This window comes from Roseateles sp., from assembly GCF_039929605.1.
Classification (GTDB): domain Bacteria; phylum Pseudomonadota; class Gammaproteobacteria; order Burkholderiales; family Burkholderiaceae_C; genus Pelomonas.
The window spans coordinates 35,251-52,664 of record NZ_JBDSQX010000073.1; the positions used below are offsets into that span (position 1 = coordinate 35,251).

At 66.1% G+C, this 17,414-nt stretch carries 2 protein-coding genes (1 of these 2 running past the window's edge); both read left to right on the top strand.

What is annotated here, in order from left to right; genetic code table 11:
* On the top strand, positions 1-16,887 hold the 3' portion of the coding sequence (locus tag ABIS05_RS09980) for a CARDB domain-containing protein (RefSeq protein ID WP_348009153.1). 15,672 nt of this gene lie to the left of the window's left edge; the window shows 16,887 of its 32,559 coding nt (coding positions 15,673-32,559); its start codon lies beyond the left edge, outside the window; it ends in the stop codon at positions 16,885-16,887.
* A 91-nt stretch (positions 16,888-16,978) separates the two neighbouring features.
* Positions 16,979-17,414 (top strand): TolC family protein (locus tag ABIS05_RS09985; RefSeq protein ID WP_348009154.1); only part of this gene is annotated, 436 nt, incomplete at its 3' end.

The window sequence follows — 17,414 nt, forward strand, 5'->3', positions numbered from 1 at the left end:
AACGAAAGTCGCGAACTTGCCGATGGCAGCTCGGTCGAAGTGCCGGTGCCCGTTGCCCCCAACCCGGCGGACTACGACCAGCACGCCTCGCAATCGACCCACTTCATCAGCTTCGACGTCTTCGCCGGCAACCGCGCCGAGTTGGAGTACCTGCGCCGCATCGGCGTGCTGGACGAAAAGTTCCGCCCCGTCGGCCCACAGGCGCTGAACCTGACCAACTACCTGCAGCAGGCCGCGCAAGCCCAGGCCAACGTCGGTAGCGCGATCAGCGTGCGCGGCCCTCAAGTCCTGCCCGCCGCCAATGGGTCCACCTACGTCCCGACCGACTACGCCCTGCCCTACACGCTGACCTTCAACAACCCGACGAATGCACCCGTGGGAGAAGTCCGTCTGGTGACGGCCATCGACCCCGACCTTGATGCGCGCAGCCTGCGCCTGGGTGACCTGAAGATCGGCGACATCAACATCCATGTGCCGGACGGCCAGGCCGTCTTCCAGGGTGATTTCAACTTCACCGGTGCGGCCGGCAAGGGCTATGTGCTGCGCGTCAGCGCCGGTATCGACGCCGAAGCCCGCGTGGCGACCTGGTTGCTGCAGGCCATCGACCCCGACACCGGCGAAGTGCTGCACGACCCCGTCCGGGGCCTGCTCGCGCCCGACGCCAGCGGCAAGACACCCAGTGCCGCAGGCGCCGGTTCAAGTGCAGGCGGGTTCGTCTCCTACACCATCCGCGCCAGCGACACCGCCAAGACCGGCGCCAGCATCTCGGCGTCGGCGCGCGTGTTCTTCGACGCGACACCGCCCATCGCCAGCACAACCATCAGCCACACGCTGGACGCCGATGCGCCGCTGACCACACTGACTGCGACGAGCAACGGCAACAACGCCAACGGCGAACCCACGTTCAAGCTGAACTGGAAGGCCGCCGACGACGCCTCAAGCGTCAAGCACGTCACCGTCTACGTCGCTGAGGACGGCGGCGATTTCAAGATCTGGCAGAAGCAGATCGCGGGGGCCGAGAGCACCGCCCTCTTCACCGGCGAGGCCGGCAAGCACTACGAGTTCCTGGCCGTCGCCACCGACAACGCCGGCAACCGCGAAGCCGCCAGCGTCGCCAACGCCGTGCTGCCCGACGACGGCAGCCGCAGCGCAGCGCAGCAAGGCCTGGGCGTGACCGACACGCTCGACCAGACCGGCGAGCTTCCTGCCGCCGCGCCCGACCGCAGCTACACCGCCAGCGAGCTGTTCGCCCAGGCGGCGCAGAGGTTGCCCGGCTTCGTCATCACCCCGGCCTTGGGTGGCCTTGGGGCAGACCTGCAATCCGTGCTGGCGCCGCTGCAACTGCGCGGCTTCGCCAGCGGTTTCAACGCCAGCGAAGGCGACATCGGCGCGCTCGCCATGGTCGAACTGGCCGACGGCTCGGTGCTGGCCAGCGCCGGCAGTGCGCGCAACGAAGTCTTCCACTTCGGCAAGGACGGCGGGCGCTCCGTGCAGCCGCTGTTCACCGCCGGCAGCGCCATCCTCGACATGGCGGTCGACCCGGTCGGCAACCTCTGGGTCATGACCGGCTCCGAGCTGATGCTGATCGATGCCGGCAGCGGCGCGGTCATCAGCCGCACCCGCGCCCCGGCCGGTGAACCGCTGACGCATGCGCTGGCCATCCAGCCTGGCACCGGCCTCATCTTTGTGGCCAGCGGCAACGGCGTCGAGATCTTCGACCCCAAGGCCGAAGCCAACCGCGCCTGGACCCACTTCAGCAACACCCGCGTCGGCGACCTCGCCTTCGGGCCCGACAACCGACTCTGGGCCGTGCGCTGGACCGGCAGTGACGTCAAGGGCGCCCTGCCCGAAGCAACGACCGACATCATCAGCTTCCCGATGGGCGGCGCCACCAAGGGCCGCGCCGAGCTGGAGTACCGCCTCTCCGGCCTTGTCGACAGCATCACCTTCGGCCAAGCCGGCACCGGCCTCGCCGGTCTGCTGCTGGCCAGCAGCAACACGCCGCAGCGCCCGACGGCGACCGACGGCAGCAGCACGGTGGCCCACAGCAGCGCTGTCTGGGCGGTGGAACTGTCAAGCCGCCGCGCGCTCAAGCTCGCCCAAGGGGGCACGCGCGGCGAGGGCATCGTTGCCACCGCCGATGGCCGCATCCTCGTTGCGCAGACCAACCGCATCGACGAGCTCGCGCCCGTCAAGGCGCCCAAGGTCGTGGCCGCCAGCGTGGCTGACGGCGCCCTCGTGCCGCTGCCCCTCACGCAGATCGCCATCAGCTTCGACCAAGCCATGTGGACCGGCGCCGATGGTGCCGACGCCACCAGTCCGTCCTCGGTGCTGAACCCGGCGAACTACCGGCTCGTCGCGACCGGCGCCAATAGCGACCTGGCCCTGGCGCCGCAGAGCCTGCGCTGGGACGCCGCCGCCAAGAGCGTCATCCTGACCCTGCCCAACCTGCCCGCAGGCGGCTGGCGCCTGGAGGTGGCCGACAGCCTGCGCAGCGCGCAACAGGTCCAGTTGGGCACCGCCTGGGACCTCGTCTTCACCGCGGTCACCGACATCTCCAACCTCGTTCGCATCGACTTTGTCGACACGCGCGCCAACCGGCTGACGGGCACGATCAGCTACGACGTGGCCATCACCAACCTTGGCGTCGACGACCTGCGCGGCCCACTGATGCTGCTGCTCGACCCGGGCCGCTACTTCGGCGACGACATCCTCGGCGCCGCCCAGGGCGACGGCGCGCAGTCCGACCTCTGGGTGCTGGACCTGACGCCGGCCCTGCAAGGCCAGCCGCTGAAGGCCGGCGAGACGCTGGCGCGCCAGACCGTCACGGTCCGCTCGGCGGCCAGCTTCGGCACGTCGCCGGGCTCGGGCCAGCTCGTCAAGTTCAACCTGGGCCATGGCGTCTACGCCGTGCCCTACGACAACACGCCGCCCGAACTGGGCCTGCTCGACGACGATGGCAAGCTGGACCTCGACAGCGCAGCGCTGCCACCGGCCCGCGCCGGTGAAGCCTGGTCTGCGGAACTAGGCGCCCTGGATGCCGACGGCAGCCTCTTCTACTGGGAGATCGTCAGCGGCCCCGCAGGCCTGACGATCACGCAGGACCCGTTCGTCGAAAGCGCCGCCACCGGCTACGGCAACCGCGCCACGCTGCACTGGACGCCCACCGCCACCGACCGCGCCGACAGCGAGGTGCTGCTGCGCGTCACCGACAGCCGCGGCGGCATCGCGCTTCGTCGCTTCACGGTGGACGTGGCGGGCGCCAACCATGCGCCCGTCATCAATGGGATCTCCGACCTGGAACTGGCCGAGGGCGACAGCCTGAAGCTGCCGTTGCTGGCCAGCGACCCGGACGGCGACAACGTCACCCTCCTCGTGCGCAACCTGCCGGCCGGCGCCTTCTTCGACGCCGCCACCGGCCTGCTGAGCTGGACGCCCGGCTACGACCAGGCCGGCGAGTACAAGGACATCACCCTCGTCGCCAGTGACGGCAAGCACGAGGTGAGCTACCGCTTCAACCTGACGGTGACGCAAGGCTGGCCGGCACCGGTCCTGCCCGCGCTGGCCACGCAAGTGCTCCGCGAGGGTGACCGCTTCGCCCTGCAACTGCCCGGCAGCGTGCCCGGCGGCCTGCAACAGGCCGACGGCAGCAGCGTCAAGCTGCAGTGGGACGCACCGCTGCTGCCCGGCGGCGCCACGCTGGACAGCGACACCGGCTGGTTCGCCTGGACGCCGGGTTATGCCCAGGCCGGCCAGCTGACCCTGCCCATCACGCTGACGGCCATCTTCACGGCGCCGGACGGCACCGTCACCACCACCTCGGTCAAGCGGGACCTGAAGCTCGACGTGGCCAACGCCAACGGTGCGCCCGTCTTCGACCCCGTGCAGACCTGGGGCGTGCTGGAAGGCCAGCCGCTGCGCATCAGCGTCTTCGCCTTCGACCCGGACAACCCCGGCTTCGAGCCCAAGCTCCGCCTGAACCCGGGCAGCCTGGCCCTGGATGGCAGCGGCACGGCCAGCGTCAGCTACAGCGTCACCGGCCTGCCGGCGGGCGCGACCTTCGACGCCGACACGCTGGAGATCCTGTGGACGCCCGGCTACGCCCAGGCCGGCATCTACGCCGTGACCGTCACGGCGACCGACAACGGGGATGGCACCGGCACGCCGCTGAGCAGCCAGATCGTGCTGCCCATCGTCGTCAGCAACGCCAACCGCTCGCCCTCATTCGGCGACATCACCAACGCCTTCGTCGACCGTGGCGCGGTGCTGGAGATCCCGGTGGAGGCGACCGACCCCGACGGCAACCCGCTGCTGCTGACCCTCCAGGGCCTGCCACCGTTTGCGACCTACACGCAGACGCTGAGCGAAGCCGGCAAGCTGACCGGTGTGATCCGCTTCGCGCCCGGTGCCAACCAGCGCGGCGACTACACCATCACGGTCGTCGTGCAGGACGACGGTGACGGTGACGAGAACCAGGCGCTGGCCGCTGGCAAGAGCTTCGTGCTCACCGTGCGCAGCCCCAGCGAGGCGCCGGTCATCACGCTGCCCAGCCGAGTCGTCGCCGTGGCCGGCACCGAGCTGCGCCTGCCCATCCTCGTGTCCGACCTGGACCAGGACGCACTGAGCTACGCCGCCACCAACCTGCCCGCCGGCGCCCGCATCGAAAGCGACCCGCGCTACGGCCACGCCACGCTGGTGTGGACACCGCCGGTCGGCACCAGCGGCAGCTTCGACATCAGCCTGGCCGTGACCGACTCGGGCCTGCCGCCTGCCGATTCCGGCTACGTGCTCGACCCCGACCACCCGCCGACTCCTAACGTCTCGGTCAAGGACCTGCGAATCGTCGTGCGCGCCAGCAACGCGGCGCCCACGCTGTTCGCCATCGCCGCCACCGGCGGTACGGTCCAGGGCGACCCGCTGGCCGGCAACCGCACCGTCGTCATGGTCGACGAAGGCGCCCCGTTGACGCTCGACCTGGCCGGCATCGACACCGACCTCGACGGACTGGCCTGGACCGTGGAAGGCTTGCCCGCAGGCATGCAGCTGGTGCCCACCCAAGGCAGCGGCGGCCAGACGCGCCTGCAGCTGCGCTGGACGCCCGGCCTCTTCGCCGCGCAGACTGACAACCAGAACGGCACGGCCCCTGGCCACTACCTGCTCAAGCTCACCGCCAGCGACGGCAGCGCCAGCTTCACGCGCGAGCTGGAGATCGTCGTTGCCAACGTCAACCAGGCACCGCTGCTGCTGCCCCTGCCGCTGCAACTGGTGCCCGAGGGCCAGACGCTGAGCTTCAACGTCCGCGCCTACGACGCCGACAACGACGCCACGCGCTTCGCTCTGATCTACGACGCCAGCACGCCCAGCGGCGTGAGCTTCGACGCCGCCAGCGGCTACTTCGAGTGGACGCCCGACGCCGACGTGGTCAACAACGCCACGACCGACAACCGCAGCTTCACGTTCAACTTCAGCGCCAGCGACGGCCAGGCCACGGTGACCCGCTCGGTGCAGGTGCGCGTGTTCGACGCCAACCGCCCGCCCGAGATCACCACTGCCAGCCACGCGCTGCTCGTGGGCCAGTCGTTCTCGCTGCCCGTCATCAAGGGCACGGCCGCCCCGGCCGGCTCCTTGCGTGTGTTCGATGCCGATGGCGCGGCACAGACAGCCGCGTTGGGCATCAGCTTCCAGGGCTTGCCTGAAGGCGCCGTGTACGACGCGGCCAACGGCCGCCTGAACTGGACGCCTGGCCCCGGCCAGATCGGCGACTTCACCGTGCTGGCCACGGTCAGCGACGGCAAGAACACGGCCACCCGCAGCTTTGTGCTGCGCGTCGTTGCCGAGGCCGACGCGAACGCGCCCCGACTGCTTGTCAACCTGACACCCAGCACGCCCGTGCTGCCCGGCCAGGTCATGCTTGCCACCGTGCGCGCCGACGCCTTCAGCCCCATCGCCAGCATCACCGTGTTGGCGCGCGGCGCGGGCATTGGTCAGGCGGACTGGACACCCGTCACGCTCGACGGCCTGGGCCGTGTGCGCATCACACCGAGCGCGCCCGGCCTCATCGAGCTGCGCGTCACGGCCACCGACGCCGACGGCTTCTCCGCCACCACGACGCAGACCGTGCGCGTGCGCGACCCGCGCGACACCGCCGCACCGATCCTGACCTTCACCGGCGCACTGGATACCGGCAGCCTCGCCCCCGTCGTCATCGGCAGCGCAACCGCCTTGACGGCCCGCGTTGCCGAGTTGCAGCTGATGGGCTACGTGCTCGAAGCCGCGCCCTCCAACGGCGACCACGTGGACGAGTCCGCCTGGCGCACGCTGACTCGCGTCGATGTGGCGGGCACCCTCGTCAATGCGGACATCGCGCTGGCGACGCTCGACCCGTCGAAGTGGGCCAACGGTGTCTACCAACTGCGCCTGCGCGGCTGGGACCTGGCCGGCCGCACGACGGAGATCACCACCCGCATCCTTGTCGACTCGACGGCCAAGCAGCTCACGCAGTCGCAAGCCACCGATGCCGTCTTCCACCTCGGCAACCACGATCTCGCGCTGACGCGCAGCCTTGACGTGAATGGTGTCGGCGACCTCGGCAACTGGACGCTGCCGCTGCTGGACACCCGCCTGACCCACGACCAGGCCGGCAGCGACAGCCTGGGCGCCTCCGCCGCATGGCTGCTGGGCGCGCGTGTCTGGCTGCAAGTGCCGGCCAGCTTGTCGACGCCTAACTCAACAACTCAGTACCTGAGCTTCAGCCTGGGCACCAGCAGCCAGCCGCTGTCCACCGACCCGACGGCGCCCCAGATGCTGCGCCCCGTCTTCACCAGCAGCACAGCGGGCTGGACGCTCACGGCGCTGGACACCGACCCGACCGTGCCGGTCGCGCTGCAAGCCCAAGGCCAACGCCTGCTTGATCGCAGCACCGGCCTGCCCTGGCAGCCCAGCGGCTACGAGCTGACCGGCCCGGACGGCACGCGCTACCGCCTGGACGCCCAAGGCCAGGTGCAAAGCGCGCGCTTCGCCGACGGCCAGCAGTGGCTGGTGTCGGACGCAGGCGTCGCCCTCGTCGGCAGCAGCGACCCGACCGACCGAGTGAGCTTCGAGCGCGACACGCAAGGTCGCATTGAGCGCGTGTTCGGCCGACAGGCGGGCGGCAGCGATGCAGCACTCGTCTACCGCTATGACGCGCAAGGCCGTCTGGCCCTGGCGCGCAGCCTGTTTGGTGCCACGGACTTGAACCAGGCCATCGGCTACCACGCCGATGGCTCCGTCATCACCGACGCCATCACCGCCCAGCTGGGCACCGCCGCCGGCTGGTTGGCCAGCGCCGCTGCGCCCACCAACGTCTGGACTGGCAGCCTGACGGCAGGCACCCCCGCTCGCTTCAGCTTCGTCGTGCGCGACAGCGAACTGGCCAGCACGGTCAAGACGCCGGGTGCGGCCGGTGCGGTCATCGTTGCCATCGAGACCACGGCAGGCACCAGCCTGGCCGTCGAAGGCGCGACCGTGCTCGGCCACGCCAGCCAGGGCGACAAGACCGTCACGCTGATCCGCGTGACCGAGTCCGGCCTCAAGCTGCTGAGCCTCAGCGGCAGCGGCGCGGCTGGCATCAAGGTCACCCTCGCCGGCGACCTGAACCGCGACGGCAAGGTCGACGGTGCTGACTCCGCCGCCTTCGCCGCAGCTGCGGTCGACCTGAACGGCGACGGCGCCGCCAACGACAGCGACCGCCAGGTCCTGTACGCCAACTACGGCTGGCGCGCCAACCTCGCACCCGTCAACGTGGCCAGCGGCACGCCCGTGCTCACGCACGTGGACCTCGGCAAGACACTGAGCCTGGACGCCGCCGCGCTGGACATGGAGGGCGACCGCCTGTTCTGGCGCGTTCTCGGCAGCCAGCACGGCCAGGCGCGCCTGAGTGCCGACGGGCACAGCGTGGAGTTCCAGCCCGATGCCGGCTATGCCGGGATGGGCTCTGTGACGCTGCAGGCCGACGACGGCTACGGCGCGAGCGCTCCCGTCACGTTGAACTTCAATGTCAGCGGTGCCAAGTTGGTGGTTTTGCATCTGCAGCCCATCGTGTCGATGCTCACCGGCCAGGGCGTGGCGGTGCAGGTCAGCGCGGACTTCGAGGATGAGAAGGGCGTGGCCATCACCGATGCGCGCTACCTCAAGCTCAGCGCGCTCGACCTGGCACCGCAAGGCCTGGTCATGGGCAGCGCCGTCGACATCGACGACGTGCACGACCGCGTGATGGCGCGGCAAGCCGGGCCGGCATTGGTGCAGGTGGAGCGTAGGGATATTGACGGGCGGGTGGTGCGCGCGGTGTCGATACTTAACGTCGAACAAGCCTTCAATCCGGTCTTCGATGAGAACGGCGAAGACATGGAGGAAGGCGCTGAGCCCCTGATCGTCGAGCCAGACGTCTACCCCGGGACCATCAGCCTCGCGCCTGGCGGCACGCGCCAGCTCAAGGTCAAGGTGTCGGACCTGGACACGGGGGAAGCCCAGGACGTTCATGCGTCAACCGGCACGCGCTATGTGTCCAGCGACGACAGCGTCGCCACGGTCAGCGCCGATGGCCTGATCACTGCGCGGAGCAACGGCCGCGTCACCATCAGCATCATCCATCTGGCCAGCAGCCATGACCTGGATGGCTACGTGATCTGGCAAGTCGTTGGCCAGCAGGACATGTGGGTCAGCGTGCAGGCGGCCCAGATCGCCACATCGGCAGGTATCGCCGTGCAGGCTGCCCAAGGCGGCATCGTGGCGGCGCCCACGGGAGAAACGGTGCTCATCGGCGCTGGTGCATTCACGGAGGACGCCGCCGTCAAGATCGAGCGCATCGATGTGGCGACCATCGAACAGAGCCTCGGTCTACCTCTGCCGGCGCCAGACACGCTGCAAGCCATCGCCGCTTTCCGGCTCGACATCGGCAGCCAGCTCACCAACGCGGCGTTGCAGATGGCGTTGCCCATGCAGGGCAATCCCGCCTTCACGGCTGGCGAAGAGGTGCTCATCTTCCGCAAGGGCCAAGTCGAGACCCCCAACGGCATGGTCGACACCTGGTGGGTGGTGGACAACGGCTACATCGGCGCCGACGGCGTCATCCGCACGGCCAGCCCGCCGTACCCCACCCTGGACAGCTCCGGCGAATACCTCGTCTGCAAGAAGCTGCCGGGCATTCCAGCCAGCGCTTTCGAGGCCGTGCCCGACATCGGCAACATCCTGATGAGCATGGCCGGCATGACCTTCGGCTACGGCCTGCTGAAGGAAGCAGCCACCATCGACATGATCATGATCGTCGCAGCGCGGGCGAGGCAGGCCTCGGCCCTGCAGTACAGCTTTGGCGTACCGCAGTTCCGCGATGTGCATTTCGAGCAGGTCACCGTCGACGGGCGCTCTAAGACCGTGCTGAACATTGCGCCAGCGCTCGAAGTTCAGTCACCCTACGGCAAGGTAGTTACGCCCACCATTCGCACGCTTGTTCAGGACGGCAATGGCACCGTCAAGCTCACCGTAGCCGGCAAGGGAAGTGAGCTTCAAAGCCCGACCAAGCTAATCGTGCGCGCGACCCTCCCGAACGGCGATACCGTCGATTTCGACGCCGAGGACACGACGGATCCCATCAGCGTCAACTACCTTGCCAAATCGGCGTTGGCTCACGTCGCGCTGGGAAAGATCGACTGGAGCGTCGCCCGTGTCGTGCTCAGCAAGTCAACGGATGTACATGGCCGTACGGTGGAGAGCGAGCTGATGAGAACGTTTGGCGCTGGCGAGAAGCTCACGCCCAAGCCATTCATGGCGGCAGTCGTGACCCGCACCGGGATCGAATTCGTGCGCGAGACGGATGGCATTCGCTTGAGTTTGGGCACCACCACACTGCTTGACGATATCGAGTCCTTATCGTTAGGCAGCTACCTTAGCGGCGCCAAAGTCCAGCCCGTGATCTACAGCGGTGACATCAGCACCGTGTTCGTAGGCGGCAATGGGGTGGTTTGGGCCATCGACACCCAAACCTACAAAGTCCTGAACGTCTTCCGGGTTCCAAGCGGTACCAACATCACCAGCCTGGCGATGGCAGATGACTTACTGCTCGTTGGGGAAGGCACGCGCTGGGCGAATGGAGAGGGCGCTGGCGGTTTTCGGCTGCTGGCGATCTCCACTGGCCCGGGCAAGAACTACGGACGCATCGTTGCGTTGCAGGGCACGGGCATCGAGGCCAGCCCCCTGGGGATTTCCGGCATGGCGCTCGGCCCCGACCAACGCACCCTGGTCGTGGCCACGCCCCTGCAAGCCAACACAACGGGCGCAGGAGACCGCAACAAACGCGGCAACGTTCTCGTCCTGGACCTCGACACGCTGGACTCGGACACCGGCAAGATCAACGCGCCCGTCAAGGCCACGCTGCCTAGCGACGGCTTGTCCGGCAAGAGCCCTCAAGTCGTTACTGCCACCCATGACAGCAACCGCTTCCTGGTTGGCGACGTGATGGACTACACGCGCGGCCTGGGCACCTTGACCATCACGCGCGACGACAAAGGTGGGCTCAAGAGCACCCAGCTCGAAGCCATCCGCATGGCGCAGTACGACCCGGACGTGGTCATAGATCGGCTGGACATCCAGCGTGCCCAAAGTGCCGTCTTGGTCACCTATGACGGTGACGAATACGCCATCGTTGCTGATGACAACTACAACTTCCGAGACCCCCTCTACAACGCCCAGTTCGCGGTGCCGAACTTTGTCTACACGCCCAGGGGCTTCCCGCTCGCCGTGGGCGGCAGCGTAGACGCCAAGAAGGTGGCCGTGGGCGGCAAGCTCGGCATCGTCAAGGATCCGTTCGGCCTCAAAGGCGAGCCGAAGTTCATGGGCGCCACGCTGCCCCTGGACGGCTACGGCATCCAGAACCTGAGCTTGTCACCGGACGGCAAGGTGCTGTTGGGGCAGCTCTCGGGAGGCTTCAGCGCTCGAGACACGTGGAGCCGCCAGCTGGAGCACATGAGCGGTGTATGGAATGTTGAGCAACTCATCCAGGCGGCGATTGACCATCCTGATCAGGACAGACTGAAAAAGCACATCAAGTTACCCCAGCAAGCAGAGCAGTTGATTCCACAGTTGAGTGGCAAGGCGCCTGCAGGGACGGCGTTTGACGATGATGATGGCTGGGCACACGTCACTGGCAATATGGGAGATGTCATTGAAGTCGATCTTCAATGGGCTGCTATAGATGTATTGGCCCGGTTCATCGGTTGGGCAGAAATCGGCAGTGGTCAGTTTGACCAACTGCCCAACGTCGATCCTGAATTGATGACGGCCGAAGAAAAAGCGCAGTACGAAAAAAACAGAAAGGCGCTTGTTGCGGAGTTTGATGCCTTTGGAGATGTCGGACTTACGCGGCAAACAATTGAGTCCCTGCGCGACAACGGTTCGCTAAAGCTGATCACGACTACCACCACTTCTGTAGTGCCAATATCGACTGATGGTAAGGGAAGAACAAAAGACGGCACTAACGATGTCGACTATGCAAAGACGGGGAAGGTCTATCTGGTTCCAAACCTGACGGAAGCAGACTTGACTGCGCTGCGCAACGGCGGCACTTTGCCAAACAAAAACAGGGATTTCAGCTTCAAATTCAAGTGGGCTGGCGAGGAATTTACCGGACTCATTCGAGTCACGGCGAAGGATTCATCTCATGGAATATTCTTTGGCGATCGCCCTCTAGATAATCCTGGATATTCTCCGGTGCGCCTTAGCGGTGCGGTAGGTATTGGACAAACAAATAATCGCTTGGATGTTTTTCGGGTTGAGCAACGCTTAGCGTATTTAGGATTCCCTGCCTTTGGCCGACCATATCAATCTGGCAGCAGCACGTCTGAGCCAACGCTACTCGAAGCACAAACACGACCGAATGATTTCAAGGTAGACGGTGCCTTTGGTGTACTTGAAGCTGGCGCTACGACTCTTTTCGAGTCTGTCGTAAATTATGATGCAGACACAAATGCTAGATTTGGTGGCGCCGGGATTGGTCGCGATGGTGTGATTGCTGCATCAAATGCAGACGGAACCACACAGTGGCTGAATTCTTACAACGCACCGCACTGGATGAATATCTATCAAGCTCTGCAAGGAGCGGGTGGTGTTGGGGTGACAAATGGCTCCACTCAAAGTGCAGCAGCCGGGATCGGGGTATCCTACCAAGAAAACTACGGCACAAGCTGGGTTCGCGACTTACTTAGAGCGTATTCAGCCGCCGACCCAAGACTTCGGAATGACGAGATTCTTTTCAATGGAGTCACTGACGCAACGCTGTACGCGACAAGCAATCTGAATGCATTTGGCGGGCAACCAAATCTTCATACAAGGGCGCCAACGCCAACCGACCCCAATCCGCCGCTATCGCGGTTTGGGCAAACCCCACATGCCACGCATGACGTTGGGATGGCGTTCGACATAGGGCTGCGTCAGCACATCAACAGAGCGAATCAGAGAAATGCGGCCGAAGCGCTCAACAACAGTATCAACACCCTTACCCTAGGCGATCCTGTCAATCGATGGAGCAAGGACAACGCGGTGGCGCTCATTGAATTGTTGAATAGCGATGCTGGGGATAACGACCAACGTTCGGCCATCAAAGACATCTTGGCGCTGCTAGATGTTTTACATGTTGATGTTGGTGGAGATACGGGCTCACTGGAGGCACTTGATGGGTTGATCGTTAATGCCTCAACAGATAATCAAATTCGAACAGCATTGTTCGGAAATGGCACTGATGCCAAGATGCTTATTTCCGTTGTTTTAAACGGCGGCACATTGGCAAATCAGAATCGTTATCGAAGCATGTCGGCAGTATTTGATAGACTTGGGGTCAATCACCGAAGCGCATCCTTCCATCACAATCATTTCCATGTGAATATTCGACCGCCTGACTTGGTAAATATTGGCGGCAATTCACGCCAGTTGACTGTTGACGTGAATGATGCCGAGAATGTATTGGTTGCCGGCACTGCTGCCGCAAATGTAGAAAGCATCTTCGACGAGGAAGCGATGAAAGCAGAATTGTTCAGTCTGATCGCCGGTTTAACCATTTCTTCGGGTGCCGCTGCCGCAGCATCTGCGCTGCAAGTTGGCGCTCCCGTAAGGCTCCAGTATTGCGAGGATGTTGGGGCCGCTACGAGGTCTGGTCCTGGGCTTTATGGTTCACTCACTCCAGAGCTCACGGTACGTGAATACATATCCGCCGGCCCTAAAGGGACACCCGGTCTGCCAAGCGAGCCTGCTGCAGTTAGGGTCGTATCGCCTCCCAAGCATGGGACAATTACCGAACTGAGGGATTCCTCAGAAGGGCGCCGGAATCTGCGCTACGTTCCGGAAATAGGCTTCAGAGGTTCCGACTATTTTGACATTGAGGTTGCTTTTGGGCAAAGAATTTTCTTGATTCGCCAAGAGATGCGAGTCGTCGATCAGCCGGATGGAAAGTCTGAATATCCTTGTGGATCGGATACTGGTCCGCAGCGGGCTGCTGAAGCCGGGGAGCTTGCCAAACTTATCGCGACTGCAGCAGAGGCGGTCGCCTTTGGGAACAGTTCTGCTCTCAGTCCGCCGCTGACAGCATCTGTGCAAGCGGCCGGTGGATCGAGTTTCCGCGAGTTGCACAACGTGATCGCGCTCGCTTCACAGTCGATGGATGACAAAGCCATCAGTTTGAGCCCCACCGCCGCCGGCCACGGCTGGTACTTCGACCCCACCCCACTGGACAACACCGACGACTTCCTGCCCACCGCCGACAAGACCATCTGGCGCGCCAGGGCCGGCAGTGCCGCCGACGGCAAGATGGACCTGCTCTCGGTGCTGCTGCACGAGTACGGCCACGTGCTCGGCCTGGACCACAGCGGCGATTCGTCCGACTTCATGGCGGCGACGCTGCAGCCGGGCGAGCGCCGCCTGCCGACCGAAGCCGAACTGGCGTGGATGGCTGAACGCATTGCCGAGCTAAAGGCGCAGGGTGATGGCGACACGAACGGGCCGTTCGTGCCCTCTTCACCGACCCTGCCTGCCTTGCCCGGCGGCACCCGCACCTCGTCAGGCACCCGCCTGGCACGCCGCAGCGCCAGCAACGTGCCGCCCGCGCCACAGTTCGCCACAGCCGTGAACGCCGCGCTGGTCAACGGCAGCTTCAACCAATCCGGCACGCCCAACGGCGCCGGCTGGACAACGCAGGGCGACGTTGCCTTCTCGTCCGACGGCGCCACGCTCGGCGAGAACGGCGGCCGCCAGGCGCGCCTGCTGCAAGCCTTCGCGCTGAGCGCCAACGACAAGCTGCTGAGCTTCACCCTCGCCGGCCCCGGTCTGCAAGCCAACGCCGGCGGCCCGGGTGACGCCTTCGAGGTGGCACTGCTGGACGCCGACACCGGCCTGCCGCTGCTGGGCGACGCCGGCACCGTCGACCTCGCCGACTCCGACGCGCTGCTGAACCGCCAGACCGCCCGCAATGGTCTGCCGGCGGTCGAACGGCTTGCGGGCAACGTGCGCAAGCAGCTCAACGCCGACGGCAGCATGACCTACCTCGTCACGTTGCCGTCCGGGCTGGCCGGCAAGTCCGTGCTACTGAGCTTCGACCTGCTCGGATTCGCCGCAGCCGACAGCCACATCACCGTGCGCGATGTGCACGTGGGCCAGTCCTTGAGCGCCGTGGACGACGGCACCGCACAGGGCATGGAAGACACGCCCGTCACGCTGGACCTGCTGGCCAACGACCAAGTCGGCAGCCCTGCTACCACCGTCGCGCAGTTGGTGCAGGCCCCGCTCCATGGTCAGGCCACGGTGGACGCCAACGGCGTGCTCACCTACACCCCCGACGCCAACTACTTCGGTGCCGACAGCCTGACCTACCAACTGGTGGACAGCGCCACCGGCCAGGCCTCCAACGTCGCCACGGTCAGCCTGCAGATCGCGCCGGTGAACGATGCCCCCGTGGCCCCTGCCACCGTCACCGGCAGCCTTGCCGAAGACAGCGCCCTCACCGTTGACCCGCTGGCCGGTGCCACCGACGTGGACGGCAACCCGTTGACTGCGGCCGTCGTCACCGCCCCAGCCCACGGCAGCCTGCTGGTGCATGCGGACGGGCGCTTCAGCTACGTGCCCGATCCCGACTTCAACGGCAGCGACAGCTTCACCTACCGCGTCAGCGACGGCCTCTCGGCCAGCGGCCTGGTCTCCGTGGCACTCACCATCACCGCCGTCAACGACGCCCCGGTGGCGCAGGATCTGGCTTTCAGCATGACCGGCAACGGCATGGCCGTCGTGCCGCTGGCGGCCACGGACATCGACAGCGCCACCGCCGAGCTGGGCTACGTCATCGCCACGGCGCCGCAGCACGGCAGCGTCACTCGTCAGTCCGATGGGCGCTGGGTCTACACCCCCGCAGCAGGCTACGTGGGCAGCGACAGCTTCACCTACCAAGCCAACGACGGCCAGCTCAATTCCAGTGTCGCCACGGTGCATCTCACGGTCACGGCGCCGCCCGCCAACGCCCTGGCCATCGAACTGGGCGTCGCCGGCCTCTTCAACGTCTTTGCGCTGCACGACTTCACGAGCACCGGCAGCGACACCGAAGGCGCGATTGCGGCGGGCAACGACCTGACGCTGACCAACTACAGCGTCAACGCCAACGGGCTGGCCTATCACGGGCTGTCGGCGGTGGTCGGCGGCAATTTCTCGTTCTACGGTGGCAGCCTGCATGGCACGGCCACCTACGGCGGGAGCCAGCAGAGCGGCCAGCTCTCCGGCGGCGACGTCGTGCGGCAAGCCGCCCCTGACTTCTCATTCGCCAGCGAAGCGGCCCGCCTGACGGCCTTGTCCGACCAGATCGCCACGCTGCCCGCCACCGGCACCGTCACGGCGCAGTGGGGCGGGCTGTTCTTCACCGGCGACGGCACCTCCGCCGTGCAGGTGTTCACCCTCAGCGGCGCCGACTTGATGAGCGCCAACTGGAGCAGCTTTGCCAGCCTCAGCGCCGGCCAGACGGTCATCGTCAACGTGACCGGCAGCACGGCGGGCTTCACGGGCGGCGTGCCCAACGGGTTCGCGGCCTACAACACGCTGTTCAATTTCAGTAACGCGCAGACGCTGAACTTCAACAACGTCGGCGTCTACGGCACCATCCTCGCGCCGAGGGCGCTGGTCAACGGCGGCGGCGGGCAGATCAACGGCAACGTGATCGTCAAGGACTGGAACAGCGGCATTCAGATCAACGCCAACCACTACTTCCAGCCCTCCAGCGTGATGCTGGGCAGTGGCGCCGCCACGCAGGCCACCGCCGCGCAGACACCGGCCAATGCGGCGCCTGCCTCGCAGGCACAAAGCCCCGCAGCGGCACTGGTTGTGACCGGCCTGCCGGTGGGCAGCGTGCTCGAGGACGGCAGCCACCGCTTCGTCATCACCGAGCAGGCGCGCGTGGCCAATCTCACAGGGTGGAACATCGACCAGCTCCACGTGGTGCTGCCGCAGGGGGCCACGGCAACGGCGAGGCCCCAGGTGATGGCCATCCATGGGGGCGACGCTCAGGCCAATGAAGGCCTCGACGCCAACCCCTATATCCGCTTCACGCAGGGCGATGGTGCGGGCACACCAGCGGCAGCCGCCGTCGGCCTGATCGGCGGCGAGGTCGGCCTTCTTGAACGCGCGGCTGGAACCCAGGAGCAGCAGGCCGCTGCGCAACGGTTCGTGATTCGCGTGCTGGAATCCTCCGCGTCGCAGTACAGCTTCCAGGTGCCACTGCCGGGCGAGCTGACCGCCCCTGGGGTACCCAGGAGTGACGATGAGGACTGGCTGCATGAGCTGGAGCAGGCGGCGGGCAAGCTCTGGAAGGAAATCATGGACTCGCCGACCTGATTGTGGATCGCCCTCAGGTAGCCGCCTGAGGGCATGCCCACCGAGCCGGAAACGAAACGCTTGCGAGCTAGCCCCCTTTCTTGAACTTCCCTTGATCCGACTCCTTCCCCTGCTCCTCGCCCTCCCCGCTGCGGCCCAGACCCTGCCCGAGCTCGCCGCCCGCACGCTGGCCGCCGACCCCGCCGTGCGCGCCACCGCCGCCTCGCTGCGGGCGGCCGACGAGCGGCTCTTTCAGGCCAAGGCTGCCTACGGCCCGACCGCCAACGTCACGGTGACGAGCAACAAGAGCCGTTACAGCGAGCCGCCGACCTACGACTCGCGCGGCCTTCGCTCGGACCAGTACGTGCTGCAGGTCTCGCAGCCGCTGTGGCGCGGCGCGCTCTATCCGGCGATGCAGGCCGCGCGCAGCCAGTTCGAGCAGGCCGAGAACGCGCTGATGCAGTCGCGCCTGGAGGCGCAGCAACGCCTGGCCGAGGCGGTGCTGGAGGTCTTCAAGGCGCGCGACGTGCTGGCCCATGCATCGGCGC